Genomic DNA, 16,846 nt, shown 5'->3' with positions numbered 1-16,846 from the left:
CGATGATGCCAGCACTCCCACCATAGCCCCAAGTTATTGGTTTAGTGTGGCCGGCTTGGATCAAATTAAACAGCTGCATACCTATTTGGAGTCACTGCCGGAAGTAGGCAAGGTGCAGTCGCTCGCGACTGTTTACCAATTGGCGCATGACATCAATAAGGGCAAGTTGAATGACTTTGAATTGAATGTGCTGCGCAACATGCTCTCCGATGACATCAGAAACTTTTTGATTACACCCTACCTTGTTGATGACGTGCAACAAACCCGCATTACCTTGCGTGTCATTGAAACTACACCGGATTTGAAACGCGCCGAACTGGTGGAAAAAATTCGCCAGTATGCGCTGAAGGATGTTGGCCTTAAACCGGAGCAGGTGAATTTCACCGGCATGTTGGTGCTCTATAACAATATGTTGCAGAGTTTGTTTGCATCGCAAATTGCAACGATCGGCGTGGTGTTTGTATCAATCATGCTGATGATTATTGGTTTGTTCCGCTCATTTAAAATTGCGCTCATCGCCATATTGCCGAATATCCTGGCGGCGGGAACTGTATTAGGTGCTATGGGCTTGGTGGGTATCCCGCTCGATATGATGACAACAACTATCGCGGCGATTGTGGTAGGTGTCGGGGTTGATCAAGCGATCCAGTACTTCTATCGTTATCGGATCGAGTTCGCGCATGACCAAAATTATGTCGAGGCAATGCATCGCTCACACGCTTCGATTGGTCGCGCTATGTATTACACCTCGGTGACGATTATTGTGGGTTTCTCCATTTTGATGCTCTCACAATTTATCCCTTCGATTTATTTTGGTGTGCTCACCGCGTTTGCCATGTTTATGGCGATTGTGGGATCGCTAACTTTGTTGCCAAAGTTAATTTTGATGTTGAAGCCATTTGGTCCCGGAAAATAATTTGTGCATAGGTTGACAATAAAAAAGGGCGCGAATTTCGCGCCCTTTTTTCTTTTGATATCAAGCAATCGATTAATACTATTTAGGCTCTAGGCGAACGTTGTCAAAGTAGTATCCATCGTTCGTTCCTGCTGGACGATTGAGTCCCATGCCAATTTTGATGGTACCTGTAAGCGCAGCTCCTTTGGTTGGATCTACGGTCAAGGTGTAGGTTTTCCACACATCAATGTCATCCCAAATAGTGCCAATTTTGGAGTGGTATGCCGGGTTGGTGTCGCCCGCACCACTGGTGATACTGGTGCCAGCAAGGAAAATAAAGTCTTTGTAGTAGTTGGCTTCTCCATTAGTCAATCCGAGTGTATTTCTGGGGAAGTAAGCATCTAATTTCACGTTGTAGTCTGCCAGGGTTTTTCCTTCTGGCAAACTAACTTCCATGATAGGTACTGCATTGTAATTACCTACGACTACTTTTAGCACGTTCACTGAGCTGCCGTTAGCCGGGAGTCCGGTGACTGAGGCAATGGTAACGACTGTTGCGGTTAGTTCTCCCGGATTCCAGCTAGCGCCTTCATAGGTAGCACCAGCGGTATCGCTCTCAAAATCGACACTGAGCTTGGTCGCCGCGGCAGAGCTGGAGCTGCTGGATACTGAACTCGATGCGGGTTCTGATGAGGCGGCGGGAGTAGAGGAGGCAGGCATACTTGACGCCGGCTCAGATGACGCAGGAGTACTTGATGCCGGTGTAGATGATGCGGGCGTACTTGATGCTGGAGTAGAGGATGCCGGTGTGCTTGAAGCTGCAGGAGTACTTGACGCCGCAGGCGAGCTGGAGCTTAGCGCAACGGAGGAGCTGCTGCTGGATTTCTTGTTGTCACTACCACCACAAGCAGTCAAAGAGGCCGCCAGTGTAATAATTAATGGAAGATGTTTTAGCATGTTAAAACTCCTGAGGGTAACGTATCTGCCCGGGTAGGCAGTATCGGTAACGCGTTATTGTTAGTGTTGCGTATTGCTGGATATTTGATTGCTAAAAAATATAACTAATTGATTTTTATTTAAATTATTGCTTTTTTAAAAGCCTGCATACTTGTATTTCTGCAGTAAATGAAACATAGCACACAAATGTTCTTTGCGACTATAAGTCGAGTGCTTTTTTCTGTGGAGTAAATTGGGGGGAGGGGCAAAGGCTCTGATCCAGAGCCTTTGGGATTTTTATCTATCGAATTACCAATCCATTAGTGCTTTCAGTTGCGGTGCTAAATCTTTGGCCATTGCAACATGTTGTTCGTTAGTGGGGTGTGCATCCTGCATATCGCCAGGATAGTGGTTGGACGTGACTTGATGAACGCGTGAGTCGTTCACGCGTGAGATCGCCTCGCGGATATAATCAATTAACGCTGCTTTTTTATCGCCATTGAGAATGGCTCCTTCCGTCAGCGCGACATGCGCCTGCGGATGATTCACGAGTAATTTGTTGATCAGTTTTACATAGGCGGTCACATAGGCTTCGCGTTCGGGAATCCCTTGGCTAAAATCGTTGGTGCCTATGGCACTGACAATTAAATCCGGTTGATAGTGTGTGTGATCCCAGCGCATCGTCAGGTCACTGTCGCCGACGGCAAACTCATAAAAATCTGACAGATTTGCATCATCGGTTTTTCCATTCCAGCTGCGCACCAAACCGCGCCCACCCCAACAGACTAAGTTCACTTGTGCATTGAGCGCTCTGGCTGTGAGCATGCCGTAGGATTCACGTGCATTCCACCAACGGCTATTTTTTTCTTCGTCTGTTACGCGGTCAATCGCTTCGCCACAAGTAACGGAATCGCCGAGCACCAATATTTTGCGTTTGGGTAGCAGCGGCGCAGATAAAAACTTTTCGCCGGTAAGAGTGAATTGCTTGAGCGTGACCTGCCCCTGCCAATTTTCAGTGCGGTGAATAATTTCTACAGAGTGTTTAGCAGCTTCTGTAAACCTGAATAATTCGACAGTTTGCGGTTGGTTGGTGATCTTGATGGCAGTCGGTGAACCATTGTCGACAATTACATCGACCCAGGAGTTGCCAGTCGAACTCTGCAAATCGGCGGTCAGGGATTTTCCCACAACGTCGGTTTTAACGCTGACGCCGGGAAAACCCAGCAGCAGGCTTTTATCGCTGTTGATGTGGGTGCGTCCCATGGTGGCAATTTCGGTGTTGGCGGCGGGAATGGTAATCATAACGTCGTTGTGTTTTTGCGGGGCGCTGGTGCAGCCAGATAATAAAATAGCGGAAAAAAAGAAGGCGTTGGAAATTTGAAGAAGTTTCATGAGGGCTACCTTGGTGTAATCATTTGTTGGGTAGGCTGGGCAACTTGCCCAGCACCATGAACATTTATTGCAATAATGCGTTGATATCCGGAGTCATTGCATCGGCCCAAACTTGATAGCCTTTGGGAGTCGGGTGCAGGAAATCGGCCATTATGTCAGGTGAAATGCTGCCATCTTTTTGTAGCAGCAGTGGGCCGTAGTCTTTGAAGAAAATAATCTTGTTGTCGCCCAGTTTGGAAATGATCTGGTTGAGCTTTTTGACCTTGCGGCGATTATTTGAACCGGGCGCTTGATCAAACGGAAATACCGCATTTAATAATATTTTGCTGTTCGGCCAGGCCAATTGCAGCTGTTCAACTACGTTGGTTACACCAGCGGCGGCTTGTTCGGGCGATTCTTGCATGCCCCCAATATTGTTGACGCCGATTAATAACACGATCAATTTAGGGTGGATATTCCCGATAGCGCCGTGCTGCAAGCGCCAAAGCACATTACCGGTATTGTCACCGCCAATACCAAAGTTAGCGGCTTTGAGTGGTTTGAAATTTTTCTCCCAAATTGACCAATCCCAACCGGCGGTAATTGAATCGCCAACAAAAAGCACATCGACCTGATCGTATTGCGCAACCACTACATCTTCGGCGTGCATCTTGTCCCAGGTTGAAATAGACATCCAGTCGTATTCAACGGTTCGTTTGGTTGGTGTTGTGCCTGAGGGAGGGGTAGGTGATAGGGCGCTACTTAATTGGCATAAAAATGTGAGGCTGATGCCGATGCAAAGTTGCGCCAGAGTTTTTTGATGCAATTTCATTGTGACTATTCCTGCTCAATAGTGGTGGAAAAATAGCTGCCAAAGGTATTCATCTCAAGGCAATGATTACTGGCAGAACTGTATTGCAGGCCGTGTGTTTTTTTGTGTTTTTATTTAATGCACGATTATGTGCTTATTGTTAGTTTTTTTCAGATACTAATTTTTCAAGCTTAGCCGCTCGTTATGCGCATTCAAACTTTGCACACCGGCGATATTTAAAATCAGGTCAAGTAATTCATCCCAGGGTTCAGCGTTGCGCATGCCTTTTACGGCTTTATCGATACCATTGGCTTTGCGTAGCAGCTGTTGTAACTGTGCGGGTTTTAACCGACGCAGTGCAGCTTGAATTAGCGGCTGACGTTTATCCCAGACGCCCGCTTGTTTTGCCGCCCACTCAAAATGTTTGCCCTGTGCAACCGCTTGCGAGATTTGCACCAGCGCGCGAATTTCGCGCGTTACCGCCCAGAGGATATTGATCGGTTCGGTGCCTTCGGTTTTTAATCCTTGCAATGTGCGCACGGCGGCACGGGCGTCGCCGTGCAGGGCTTTATCGGTGAGACCAAATACATCGTAGCGCGCGCTGTCAGCGACAACTGAGGCCATCATTTCATAGCTGATGCGGTTGTCGGTGGTGAGCAATTTTAATTTTTCAATTTCTTGCGCAGCGGCGAGCAGGTTGCCCTCAATGCGCGAGGCGAGTAAGTCGATGGCATCACTGTCGGCGTGCAAGCCGGATTGTTGTAAGCGTACGCCGATCCAGCGCGGCAATTGCGCGGGGGTAACTGGCCAAATCTGGATATGTTGGCCGGCATCTTCAATCGCTTTAAACCATTTGCTTTTTTGCGTGGCGCCGTCGAGTTTTTCGGTGACGATTAACAACAAGTTATCGGGTGCGGGGGATTGCGCATATTCTTGCAGCGCTTTGCCACCTTTATCGCCCGGTTTGCCTGAGGGCATGCGCACTTCGATAATTTTTTTCTCAGCGAAAAGTGAAAGGCTGTTGGCAGAGGCGAGCAATTGCCCCCAATCAAAACTGGTATCTATGTGATACAGCTCGCGTTCGCTAAAACCATTTTTGCGCGCCGCGGCGCGGATCTGGTCGCAACATTCCTGAATCAACAAGGGCTCATCACCTGACACCAAATAAATCGCTGCCAATGGCTTGGTAAGCGCGGCAGCTAATTGTTCGGCGCGCAGCTTGGGCATTTTATTGTGCTGCTGGTGTTGGGGTGGAGGTTGTTTTTGCGCTGAGATTCTTGACACGGCGCAAAATGGTATTGGACAGGTCACGACGCATTTCCCGCAGCACTAGTTCTTCTTCCTGTGCGGCGCTGTTGGCATTGTTGACATTGTAGTTATAGGTGCGCGAGGTGCGCGCACTTGTGTCCAGCGGAGTGATAATGCCACTGGCATTACTGATGCTGTAGTCCACACGCAGGATAATTTCATAGGCGCTGGTGAGCGCATCGCTACCGACGCCGGCGGTGCGCTTGTCCATTACTTCACGGTTCAAATTGAGCGTGAGTGAGGTTGCGTTGGCTGCAGTTATCTCATTGATTTTGTAGCTGCGCAGTGCTTGGCGCAACGTGTTAATCAGAGGGCTGTGATCGTCTTTAGTGACTATCACTAAATCCATTGGCGTGGTCATCGCCAGCTTATCTTCACCGGCTGCCGAGCCGCGCAAATGCCAGCCGCAAGCGGACACAGTGAGAACTAATAAGCTGACGATAATTTTTTTCATAAATAAATCCGTAGGGCGGGTTCGCGTAGCAACCCGCCGTTGATGATCAATTAGCAACGATGTTTACTAATTTATTGGGGATCACAATCACTTTGCGCACTGTTATGCCTTCAAGGAAGCGCTGCACGTTTTCCTGTGCAAGCGCTTCGGCTTCAAGCTGTTCTTTCGGTGCATCAATGGCGACATCCAATTTGCCGCGCAGTTTCCCATTCACTTGAATGACGACCTCAACGGTTGAGCGGGTCAATGCGCTTTCATCGAGGGTCGGCCACTTTTCATTGAGTGGAATATTTTTGTGTCCGAGTGCTTGCCAAAGTGAATGGCTGATGTGTGGCACAATCGGCGCAAGCAACAAAATCGCTGCTTCCAGCGCTTCGCGTTCAACGGCGAGTCCAAGTGGATTGGCGCGGTCAGCGAGTTTGCTGGTCTCGTTGAGCAACTCCATTGTTGCAGCAATTGCGGTATTAAATGTTTGGCGGCGGCCGTAATCATCGCTGACTTTCTGGATAGTCTCGTGGGTTTTGCGGCGCAAATCTTTTTGCGCTTGCGGGAGTGCACTCACCTCAAGCTTGCCCGGTGTGCCGGCATTCATGTGACCTTCAACTGCTTTCCACAAACGACGCAAGAAACGGTTTGCACCTTCTACGCCGGAGTCGCTCCATTCCATACTTTGCTCTGGTGGTGCAGCAAACATGGAGAATAGGCGCACGGTATCGGCGCCGTATTGGTTGATCAGCTCTTCCGGGTCAACGGTGTTGCCCTTGGATTTGCTCATCTTGGTGCCGTCTTTCAACACCATACCTTGGCAGAGCAAGCGCTCGAAAGGTTCATCGCAGCTCACCAAGCCTTCGTCGCGCATCAACTTGTGGAAGAAGCGCGAGTAGAGCAGGTGGAGGATGGCGTGTTCGATGCCGCCTACGTATTGATCAACGGGCAGCCAGTAATCAGCCGCTGCTTTGTCGAGCATGCCGCCTTCAAAATTTGGGCAGGTGTAGCGCGCGTAGTACCAGCTGGATTCCATAAAGGTATCGAAGGTATCGGTTTCGCGCTCAACCGCTTGGCCATCCAGCTCAGCTTTACGCCATTCGGGGTCGGCTTTGATGGGCGAGTGAACGCCGTTCATCACCACATCTTCCGGCAGCAACACGGGCAGCTTGTGTGCAGGAACCGGAATTTCGCCACCATCGGGCAGGTTGAACATCGGGATAGGAGCGCCCCAGTAGCGTTGGCGCGATACACCCCAGTCGCGCAGGCGATAGTTGGTTTTCACCTGGCCCTTGTTAGCCATTTCCAGGGTGCTGGCGATGGCATCGAAGGCGGCGTTGAAATCCAGACCGTCGTATTCGCCTGAATTAACCAGCACGCCTTTTTCAGTGAAGGCGGCTTTAGTCAGGTCGATTGCTTCGCCATTCTGCGGCGCAATCACTTGAGAGATAGGCAGGTCGTACTTCTTGGCGAATTCGTAATCGCGCTGGTCGTGCGCGGGCACGGCCATTACCGCGCCTGAGCCGTAATCCATCAATACATAGTTGGCGATCCACACCGAAACCGGTTCGCCGGTAATTGGGTGCAGGGCTTTAATGCCGGTGTCAATACCGCGTTTTTCCATGGTCGCCATATCGGCTTCCGCAACGGATTGCACTTTGCATTCAGCGATAAATTGCGCGAGCGCTGGATTGGTCTCTGCCAGCAATTTGGCGATAGGATGTTCGGCCGCAAGGCTCACATAGGTCACGCCCATAATGGTATCGGGGCGGGTGGTGTAGATATCAAAACCAGTGAATTCGCCTACCGGTGAGGCCAAATCAAAATGCATATCCAGACCGCGACTTTTGCCGATCCAGTTGCGCTGCATGGTTTTGACTTGCTCGGGCCAGTTCGGCAGTTTGTCCAGATCGGCTAATAATTCGTCAGCGTAGGCGGTGATTTTGATAAACCACTGCGGAATCTCTTTGCGCTCAACCAATGCGCCTGAGCGCCAGCCGCGTCCATCGATCACTTGTTCGTTAGCCAATACAGTGTGATCCACCGGGTCCCAGTTCACGGTCGCCATGCGCTTGTAAACCAGACCTTTTTGGTAAAGACGGGTAAAGAACCACTGTTCCCATTTGTAGTATTCGGGTTTGCAGGTGGTCAGTTCACGCGACCAATCAAAGCCAAAGCCGAGCTGTTTCAACTGGCTGCGCATATGGTCGGTGTTGGAGTAAGTCCATTTGGCAGGCGCGGTTTGATGCTTGAGTGCAGCGTTTTCCGCCGGTAGGCCGAAGGCGTCCCAACCCATTGGATGCAATACGTTTTTACCCTGCATCCGCTGGTAGCGCGCGATCACATCGGTGATGGTGTAGTTGCGCACATGCCCCATGTGTAGCTTGCCGCTAGGGTAGGGAAACATCGCCAGACAATAGAACTTTTCTTTGCTGCGATCCTCAATAACCTTGAAGCTTTGGTGTTCTTCCCAGTACTGCTGGGCTTGGGCTTCAACTTCGGCGGGAGTGTATTGTTCGTGCATGGGGCGCTCTTGCATTGATTGTACGGCCTATACTTAGGTTGGATTTTTTACTTACTAAAGGTAAAAAGTTGCGAAAGGCGGTGATTATAGAGGCTGTACTGCCTATGTGGGTATAAATATCTTGAAGCGCTAGCGGGAGTTATTTGCCATGAAGCCGACTGACAATGTGACCAACAAATCTGCCAACAATCCTTATCATGTTATCCAACCGGATTTGCCTTTTAACCCGGAAGAGACCGGTGCACTCGGAACGCTGAAGCACGAGGTAGGCGACCTGGTTAAGCTCGAACTCACTGCCGAGCAGATGGTGGGTGAGGAGGTTGATCTGGCCAAAGCCTACATCCGCGAGGATGCCCAAGGGATTTGGAGCGATATGAAGCTGGGGCTGGCGGAGCTGGAATTGATCACCGGCGATTGGCTGCTGCGTGCAGCTGACCCCACCCGTGTGGATTGGCAGTTGCATCACTGGTGGGAGGATGAGGAGTCGCAATTCCGCCACTGAAATCCCATTACGCCATTTATCCGATAAATTTGCTAAGCTCTCGCTCGCCTGATTTTTGATAAGAACTGAGCGAGAGAACCCATGCCTGTATTCCGGAGCCGCACCTTTTTTCAGAACTGTATTTGGGGTGCGCTTGCCCTGCTGTTATCGTCCGTCCTGCCGATTGTTGGAGTGGCCCAGCCTGTGAGTGAATTGCCTGTCGATCCTATTTATTTATGGGATGAAAAACCCATGGTCAGTCCTGACCGCGAGCATATAAAAGACCAGCGTGTTTACGCGGTAGATAATCCGGCGATGATCCCTTATTGGCCCGCTGTCGATAAAGCCAATGGCACGGCGGTAGTAATTTTCCCTGGTGGCGGTTATGTGCGGCTGGCGATTGACCACGAGGGGCACGATATCGCCAAGTGGTTTGCGGCGCGCGGTGTTGCGGCCTTTGTGGTTAAGTACCGGATGCAGGAGTACGGCTTTCCTGCCCCTTTACTTGATGGCTTGCGCGCGGTGCGCCAGGTGCGTAAACACGCGGATGAGTGGGGGATAGATCCAGCTAAAGTGGGGGTGATTGGTTTCTCGGCCGGTGGCCATCTGGCGGCGAGTGTTGCCACCCGTTCCGATTTCACCTTAGCGCTGGATGACCCGCTCGGCGATATCAGTGCGCGCCCTGATTTTGCGATTCTTGGCTATCCGGTTATCGCCCTTTACGGCCCTGATGCGCATGCGGGGTCGCGCAAAGCGTTACTGGGTGAAAATCCTGACCCCAAAAAACTGCATGACAATTCCTTACAATTTCAGGTGACGGATAAGGTGCCACCGGTGTTTATGCTGCATGGTATCGGTGATCAGGCTGTGCCGGTGGGCAACAGCCTCGCGTTTTTTTCCGAGGTGCAAAAGCACAATAAACAGTCCGAGTTACATATTTACCAAACCGGCGTTCACGGTGTGGGGATGATTCAGGGGCAGGGCAGCGTATCTAGCTGGCCAGATTCTCTTGAACGGTGGCTAAAGCAAAACAACTGGATTCAGTAACACTATGAACACAAATAGCAGAAGGAATACGAGCGCAACCTTTTGGGAGAGACGCAGTTATGGCGCGCAATAATTTGGCGACAATGCAAGGCATGGTGGAGGTAGAACAGCAACTGCAGTGTGAAAAAGCAATTGCAATGTATCGCCAACTGCCGAATGTATTGATTTTTACCTTTGTCGCCTCGTCGGCGTTGGCCCTTTATTTCCAGGAAGCGACCAGTCAATTGTCACTACTCCTGTGGTGGGGGAGTATGCAACTGGTTAGCCTTTTGCGTCTTGGCAGTTTGTGGTGGTGGCATCAGTCCCTGCGGCAACAGCATCAAAACTATACTCAGATGATCCGGCTATTTATGTTGGGGGCACTGGTATCGGGTGGTGTTTGGGCGAGCTTTTCGGTTGCCTATTTTAACGATGCGCCTGCCGCGCAGCGTTTGGTTATAGCACTGGTAATGGCGACTATCGCGGCGGGCAGCATCAATGTGCTCATGTTGGTGCCTTGGGTTGGTCGACTATTTATGGCGTTGTTGATTGGTCCGCTAGTGGTGTTGTTTGCAACGACGGGCGCCATGGATGATTTGGTTGTGGCCGGGCTGAGCTTGGCGCTCTTTATCGGCCTAACAGGTTTTGCGCGTGTATCGCGCGATAGTGCGCTTCACTTGTTTGCTGCAGCTCGCGATAAAGATCGCAGCATTGCTGCTGCGCTTAGTCAGCGCGATGAACTGGCAAGGGCCAAAGATGATTTGGAGCTGCGCCTTGCTGAGCAGATCGAGACACTGCAATTTGAAATCGCTCTGAAAGAGCGCTATGCGCAAGAGTTGGCGCGGGTGGCGTCTTCTGATCCGCTTACAGGGCTGCTAAATCGCAGCTCTTTTGAGCGTGAATTGCGCCAGCAAATCGAAATGTCACGCGCCAATAACAGCTGTCTGGGAGTGCTGGCGATTGAAGTGCTGCGTTTTGATGTTATCGAGTTACAGGGTGCCGCCGTTAGTGAGCAGATTTTGCTGGTGTTGGCAGATCGCCTAAAAAGTGCCATGCCGCGCGGCAGCCTGATCGCCCGCTGGGGTGGCTCGGAGTTTGCGGTCACCATGAACACACAGGGGCGCAAATGGGTGCATGAGGCGGCGCTGCTGCGCGGAATTTTGCAGCAGCCGATTGAAACCGGCGCAGGCGTTATGCGCATCGATGTCATGATCGGAATCTCAGCTTTTCCCGGGGAGGCGCGTGATGCCGAACAGCTTCTCTATCAAACGTCTATCGCCCGCCACAGCTTGCGCCAGCAGGGAACTGGCGGGGTAAAACTATTCGATTTGGCTTTGGATGTCGGTATCCAGCAGCGCCAGCGTTTGCGCCGCTCCCTGCATTCGGCGCTGGAGGCGGATGAGTTGTCGCTGGTGTTTCAACCCATAGAGCCCTGCGGTACTTCTATCCCGCGCAAAATGGAAGCCCTGTTGCGCTGGGATGAGCCAGAGTTGGGGGCAATCTCGCCACTCTTATTTATTCCGGTTGCAGAAGAGAGCGGGCTGATTGTGCCGCTGGGGCGCTGGGTACTTATGTCTGCTTGCAAGTCAGCAACGCAGTGGTCGGGCGATGCTGTGGTTAGCGTCAATGTCTCCATCCATCAAATTTTGGGCGGCGACCTGTTGGCTGATGTTAACGCGGCGTTGAAGTCCTCGGGGTTGGCGCCCGAGCGATTGGAGATCGAAATTACCGAGAGCGTTTTTTCCCACGATATAGATCTGGTGTGCTCGGTACTGGAACAGATTCGCGCACTGGGTGTTAGTTTGGCAATCGATGACTTTGGTACAGGCTACTCGTCGCTGGCCTACTTGCGGCGGCTGCCGGTCAATATCATCAAGATTGATCGCAGTTTTATCACCGATCTCGACCATGACGCGCGCAAATTGCTGCTCGCGATTGTCGGCATGGCGCGCGGTTTGGGTTTTCGCATTGTGGTTGAGGGGGTCGAAACCGAGCAGCAGCGCAACCTGCTGGTGGCGATGGGGGTGGATTATTTGCAGGGTTATCTGATATCCCGCCCCATCCCTGCCCGTAATGTGGCTGGCTGGTTGTCGGCACCCAGCTCGCTCAATGCGTGATTGTCGCTTTTGCTTGCGATTGATTGGCCATTTGGCATACAATCGCCGCCCCTGAAATCAGGTATACGACGCTAGTCCCAAACGCCAAGGCATGTCGCCCGGCTACTTCGTGTCGTCCAAGCGTTGTTTTTGGAGCAAAGAATGAGCGCATATGCAATTTTTGAAAGCGGTGGCAAGCAACATCGCGTAGTTGTGGGTGAAACCCTCAAACTCGAAAAAATCGATTTCACCACTGGTGGCGTTGTTGAATTCAACAAAGTGTACCTGGTTGCCAACGGCGCAGACGTCAAGATTGGCGCTCCTGTTGTTGAAGGTGCAACTGTTACTGCTGAAGTGGTTGCTCATGGCCGTGCCGACAAAGTGAAGATCATCAAATTCCGTCGTCGTAAGCACCACATGAAGCGTCAAGGTCATCGTCAGTGGTTCACCGAAGTGAAAATCACTGCTATCAAAGGTTAATTGAGGAGGCTATAAAATGGCTCACAAGAAAGGGGTTGGTAGTTCTCGTAACGGTCGCGATTCAGAAGCGAAACGCCTCGGTGTTAAAGCCTACGGCGGTGAATTGATTTCTGGTGGCAGCATTATTGTTCGTCAACGCGGAACCAAATTCCACGCTGGCGTAAACGTAGGTCTGGGTAAAGATCATACTCTGTTCGCGAAAGTGGACGGTACCGTTAAGTTCGAAATTAAAGGCGCTTTTGGCCGTCAATACGTAAGCATCATTCCTGCTGCTTAATATTGCGCTAAAATACTAGCCAAGCTTGCTGCTTGCAGTGGGCAAATGAAGAACAATAAAAAAGCCCTGTCGTTCACGATGGGGCTTTTTTATATTCAGGTTCTGATTATATTTATTGTTATTGAATTTTTATTCCTCTGGAGTGCGCTGTGAAATTTGTTGATGAAGCCCCAATTCATGTCGAAGCCGGTAAGGGTGGCAACGGATTCATGAGCTTCCGGCGGGAGAAGTTTATTTCCAAGGGTGGTCCCGATGGCGGCGACGGCGGTGACGGCGGCAGTGTCTTCCTGGTTGCCGACGAAAACCTGAATACCCTGATCGATTATCGCTTTGTGCCCAAATATCGCGCCGAAAATGGCGAGAAGGGCGGCAGTAAGGATTGCACGGGAGCCAAGGGCGCCGATTTATTTTTGCCTGTCCCGGTTGGCACCACTGTTATAGATATCGACACCGAAGAAGTGTTTGGTGATTTAACCGAGCACGGCCAAAAATTAAAAGTTGCCCAAGGTGGATTCCACGGTCTGGGCAATACCCGCTTTAAAACCAGTACCAACCGCACCCCGCGTAAAACTTCGCCCGGTACGGAAGGTGAAATGCGCAACCTGAAACTCGAATTAAAAGTGCTTGCCGATGTGGGCATGCTCGGTTTGCCGAATGCCGGCAAATCCAGTTTTATCCGCGCGGTGAGTTCGGCAAAACCAAAAGTGGCGGATTATCCGTTCACCACACTCGTGCCCAATCTCGGTGTGGTAAAAGTGCAGCAACACCGCAGTTTTGTGATTGCCGATATTCCCGGTGTAATCGAAGGCGCAGCAGAAGGGGCTGGCTTGGGTGTGCGTTTCCTCAAGCATTTAACCCGCTGTCGCTACCTGATGCACATGGTCGATATGGCGCCGGTGGATGAGTCCAATCCCGCCGAAAGTGTGCGTGTCATCGCCAATGAATTGCAAAAGTTCAGCCCGACCCTCGCTACCCGCGAACGCTGGTTGCTGCTCAATAAAATTGACCTGTTGCCGCCCGACGAAGTGGACGCGCGCTGTCAGGCAGTGATTGATGAATTGAACTGGACTGGTCCGGTATTCCGCATTTCTGCACTCAATCGCGACGGCACTGTGCCGCTGACCGGCAAGCTGATGGATAGCCTTGAAGCGGTGTGGGAAGAAGAAAAAACCAACCCCGAAGCGCGCGAGCGCGAAGCAGAATTGCAAAACCAAATGGCACAAGAGGCGCGCGAGCGTATCGAAGAGTTGCGTGAAATTGAGCGCGAAGCCCGCCGTGCGCGTGGCGATGTGGAAGATGATAATTTCAATGAAGACGATTACGACGTTGAAGTTATTTACGTGAATCATTAATCGCCGCCAATTAGCGCCAGCAGCAAAATAGTGTAACCTCACGCCCGGGCAACGCTCCGGGCGTTTTGTATTGATAGCCCGACTTCCTATAAAAATTTCACTTATTTATTCTTGAGCGCATCTTCTTCATGAGCAAAAGAAACATTATTCCCCAAGCCAAGCGCTGGGTAGTCAAAATTGGCAGCGCACTTTTAACCAATGATGGCAAAGGGCTGGATGCAGTAGCAATTGCCGGTTGGGTCAAGCAAATGGCTGAGCTGCGTTTGCGCGGCATCGAATTGGTTTTGGTTTCCTCCGGTGCAGTCGCTGCTGGTATGCGACGCTTAGGTTGGGCTGCTCGCCCGACTGAAATTCATCAACTGCAAGCTGCTGCTGCCGTCGGGCAAATGAGTTTGATCCAAACCTACGAAGTGGAATTTCAGCGCTACGGTTTGCTCACCGCACAAGTGCTGTTGGATCACGACGATTTATCGTCGCGCCAGCGCTATTTAAATGCGCGCTCCACACTGAAAACCCTTATTGGTTTTAATGTCGTGCCCGTTATTAATGAGAACGACACAGTTACTACCGAAGAGATCCGTTTTGGCGATAACGATACCCTCGGTGCGCTTGTTGCGAATTTAATCGAAGCCGATTTGCTGGTAATTCTCACCGATCAAAAAGGCATGTACGACAGCGATCCCCGCTCCAATCCCAACGCGCAATTGCTCAGCGAAATCGCTGCTGATGATACCCGCCTCGAACAAATGGCGGGCGGCACTGGTGGCGCTTTGGGGCGCGGCGGCATGATTACCAAAGTGCGCGCTGCGCGTGTTGCTGCGCGTTCGGGTGCTGATACAGTCATTGTTGGTGGCCGTATCGACGATGCCTTATTGCGCATCGCCGCAGGCGAAAACCTCGGTACTTTTTTGTGGGCTGAACAACAGCCGCAAGCGGCGCGTAAGCGCTGGATCTCCGGCCAATTGCAAACCCGTGGCACCATCGTGTTGGATGATGGCGCAGCGCGCGTAGTGCGCGAGCAAGGCAAAAGTGTTTTGCCGGTAGGTGTAAAAGAAGTGCGCGGCGATTTTACGCGCGGTGATATGGTGATTTGCGTTGATTTACAGGGCAAAGAAATTGCGCGCGGATTAATTAATTACCACGCTGACGAGGCGCGCAAAATTATCGGCAAACCCAGCAGCCAGATATTCGATATTTTGGGTTATCAGGATGATAACGAATTAATTCATCGCGACAATCTGGTTTTAAGTTAATAGGTTGGTGTTGAGTTAATTTGTCTTTTGCTTAATGATAAAAAGCCCGCGAAATACGCGGGCTTTTTTATTGCACAGTATTATTTTTGCGATTGCGACATTTTTGTCCGTAGTGCGATGACCGCTAGCATGCCAAGCAATAACAATAAGCTCGATGGTTCTGGTACGGAAATACTTCCTACATCTACTGCTACTCCATTAATGGTATCGATAAATAGAACGTTGCCGTAAGCATCGCCGATAGCGTTGGCGGTAAGTGAAAAGTTACCGCTGCCGATTGCGACGGCATTTAGCATTACGCTAAACAAGGTGAATTCCCCTGCCTGCATTAACTCCAAATCCAGCGCGTCGTCAAAAGAGAGTTCGAATGCATTTAACCAATTCAATCCATTGCTGCTGTCTTGCAGGCTACCAAAGCCGCTCAGGTCAAGCTGGTTGCCGAGTATTGAATCACCCCACAAAATGCTGCTGAAATTAAACAGGCTGGCATCGTAATTAAAATTTACATCGTAAACGCCGAGTGCGGGAGCGCTTGCATCGCTCAAGCCGCTGATGCGCACCTGCACTTCAATATTGTCGCCAACATTGACGGCAGTTTGATTGGCGATAAGGTCAATGCTAATGGCATGGGCATTGAGCGATAAGCTCAGGCCGAGAGCAAGTAAACCGGCGAATAATTTTTTCATCATAAACTCCTATTAATTAGTTAATGGCGCAGCCAGTGCGAGTGCATTGCAAGGTGAGTGCGCGTGCGTCATTGGCATTAATAATTCCGTCGCCATTCACGTCTCGTTGGTCAAATGCGCTTGGTGTTACACCGCGCGCATTGGTCACAAGCTGCACATCGTTTTTATCGACATCGCCGTCGCCATCCAAATCGATAATTAATTTGAGTGAAACCACTAGCGGATCATGATCGGATGAGCGATAGGCATCGGCGCTATAAAAATTGGCGATTTGTGCGGCGGATTTAAATTCAGTGTTGTAGTCGAGGCTGATAGGTTCGTCGGCGTTGATGTGCCAATCAGCGGCATACAAGACTTGCGGTGTTAATGCATTGCTCGCCAGTCCATGATCCAAATAGCCGGCTTGTCCATCAAATACATAGGAGTAAGCGGCGTCGCCGCCGAAATGGTTAATCAAATCGGTATAGCCAGCGTTGATAATTTGGGTGATGGGGTTTTCTTTAGCGTAAGCATTTAAATCGCCGATGATCAAATAATCGCGATCATTCACGCCGGTTGGATGGGTGCTCAACCAATTTACTAATGCAGTGGCCGCTTGCGTGCGGGTGATATTGCATTTGCCTTGGCCATCGCCGATATCGAGATCACCTAAATCATTACAATCTGAGCCTTTGGATTTCAGGTGATTAACGGCGACTGTAGCTATCGCACGGTTGCTATTGGCGCGGAAACTTTGCGCGAGTGCCGGGCGGTTTTTGGTATCGATAAATTGTGAATCGACATTTGAATCGAGAATGGCAGTTTTACCAATGGCAGTAGCTTTGTCGCTGCGATAAATAAACCCTACAGCGATTTCATCGGTACCGATTTTATTCACTCCTGGATTAATATATTTCCATGCGCTGGTTCCG

At 50.7% G+C, this 16,846-nt stretch carries 15 protein-coding genes and 1 pseudogene; 8 read left to right on the top strand and 8 right to left on the bottom strand.

Annotated features, from left to right (window positions below; translation table 11 throughout):
• On the top strand, positions 1–916 hold a 916-nt coding region (locus ACWA6V_RS05055), incomplete at its 5' end, for an efflux RND transporter permease subunit (RefSeq protein WP_449521461.1).
• Positions 917–994: 78 nt separating this feature from the next.
• Here the strand turns inward: ACWA6V_RS05055 and ACWA6V_RS05050 are convergent.
• The 6 genes from ACWA6V_RS05050 to leuS all read right to left on the bottom strand — a co-directional run bounded on the left by ACWA6V_RS05050 (position 995) and on the right by leuS (position 8,284).
• Positions 995–1,852 carry a hypothetical protein gene (locus ACWA6V_RS05050; RefSeq protein ID WP_310074201.1) on the bottom strand — a complete coding sequence of 286 codons (858 nt, stop codon included), beginning with the start codon at positions 1,850–1,852 and terminating at the stop codon, positions 995–997.
• Between the two features lie 288 nt (positions 1,853–2,140).
• Positions 2,141–3,223: a bifunctional acetylxylan esterase/glucomannan deacetylase AxeC2 gene (gene axe2C / locus ACWA6V_RS05045; RefSeq protein WP_449521460.1), complete on the bottom strand. Its 1,083-nt coding sequence runs from the start codon at positions 3,221–3,223 to the stop codon at positions 2,141–2,143.
• 64 nt (positions 3,224–3,287) lie between these two features.
• Positions 3,288–4,034: a GDSL-type esterase/lipase family protein gene (locus tag ACWA6V_RS05040; protein WP_449521459.1), complete on the bottom strand. Its 747-nt coding sequence runs from the start codon at positions 4,032–4,034 to the stop codon at positions 3,288–3,290.
• A gap of 156 nt (positions 4,035–4,190) precedes the next feature.
• Entirely contained in the window at positions 4,191–5,240 is a 1,050-nt protein-coding gene (gene holA, locus ACWA6V_RS05035) for a DNA polymerase III subunit delta (protein ID WP_449521458.1), read from the bottom strand.
• A gap of 1 nt (position 5,241) precedes the next feature.
• Positions 5,242–5,775: an LPS-assembly lipoprotein LptE gene (locus ACWA6V_RS05030; RefSeq protein ID WP_449521457.1), complete on the bottom strand. Its 534-nt coding sequence runs from the start codon at positions 5,773–5,775 to the stop codon at positions 5,242–5,244.
• Between the two features lie 46 nt (positions 5,776–5,821).
• Positions 5,822–8,284: a leucine--tRNA ligase gene (leuS, locus tag ACWA6V_RS05025; protein WP_449521456.1), complete on the bottom strand. Its 2,463-nt coding sequence runs from the start codon at positions 8,282–8,284 to the stop codon at positions 5,822–5,824.
• Positions 8,285–8,432: 148 nt separating this feature from the next.
• Here leuS and ACWA6V_RS05020 point away from each other — a divergent pair, with 148 nt between their 5' ends.
• The 7 genes from ACWA6V_RS05020 to proB all read left to right on the top strand — a co-directional run bounded on the left by ACWA6V_RS05020 (position 8,433) and on the right by proB (position 15,249).
• Complete coding sequence (locus ACWA6V_RS05020) at positions 8,433–8,786, top strand: hypothetical protein (RefSeq protein WP_449521455.1); 354 nt, start codon at positions 8,433–8,435, stop codon at positions 8,784–8,786.
• 81 nt (positions 8,787–8,867) lie between these two features.
• Entirely contained in the window at positions 8,868–9,812 is a 945-nt protein-coding gene (locus ACWA6V_RS05015) for an alpha/beta hydrolase (protein WP_449521454.1), read from the top strand.
• Positions 9,813–9,871: 59 nt separating this feature from the next.
• A complete protein-coding gene (locus ACWA6V_RS05010) occupies positions 9,872–11,908 on the top strand; it encodes a putative bifunctional diguanylate cyclase/phosphodiesterase (RefSeq protein WP_449521453.1) in 2,037 nt (678 codons plus the stop codon).
• A 141-nt stretch (positions 11,909–12,049) separates the two neighbouring features.
• Positions 12,050–12,367: a 50S ribosomal protein L21 gene (gene rplU / locus ACWA6V_RS05005; protein ID WP_062064492.1), complete on the top strand. Its 318-nt coding sequence runs from the start codon at positions 12,050–12,052 to the stop codon at positions 12,365–12,367.
• Positions 12,368–12,383: 16 nt separating this feature from the next.
• A complete protein-coding gene (rpmA, locus tag ACWA6V_RS05000) occupies positions 12,384–12,644 on the top strand; it encodes a 50S ribosomal protein L27 (RefSeq protein ID WP_007640051.1) in 261 nt (86 codons plus the stop codon).
• A gap of 149 nt (positions 12,645–12,793) precedes the next feature.
• Positions 12,794–13,996 (top strand): Obg family GTPase CgtA, encoded by a 1,203-nt coding sequence (cgtA, locus tag ACWA6V_RS04995; protein ID WP_449521452.1) that lies wholly within the window; start codon positions 12,794–12,796, stop codon positions 13,994–13,996.
• Positions 13,997–14,124: 128 nt separating this feature from the next.
• Complete coding sequence (gene proB / locus ACWA6V_RS04990; protein ID WP_449521451.1) at positions 14,125–15,249, top strand: glutamate 5-kinase; 1,125 nt, start codon at positions 14,125–14,127, stop codon at positions 15,247–15,249.
• An 80-nt stretch (positions 15,250–15,329) separates the two neighbouring features.
• Here proB and ACWA6V_RS04985 read toward each other — a convergent pair whose 3' ends face one another.
• Both ACWA6V_RS04985 and ACWA6V_RS04980 read right to left on the bottom strand, forming a co-directional pair.
• A complete protein-coding gene (locus ACWA6V_RS04985) occupies positions 15,330–15,935 on the bottom strand; it encodes a cohesin domain-containing protein (protein ID WP_449521450.1) in 606 nt (201 codons plus the stop codon).
• Positions 15,936–15,951: 16 nt separating this feature from the next.
• A pseudogene (locus ACWA6V_RS04980) lies at positions 15,952–16,846 on the bottom strand (DNA degradation protein EddB); the annotation flags it as partial.

This window comes from Cellvibrio sp., assembly GCF_053579595.1.
The sequence above is the reverse complement of the archived record's forward strand: the minus strand, read 5'-3'. Positions and strand labels throughout refer to the sequence as shown.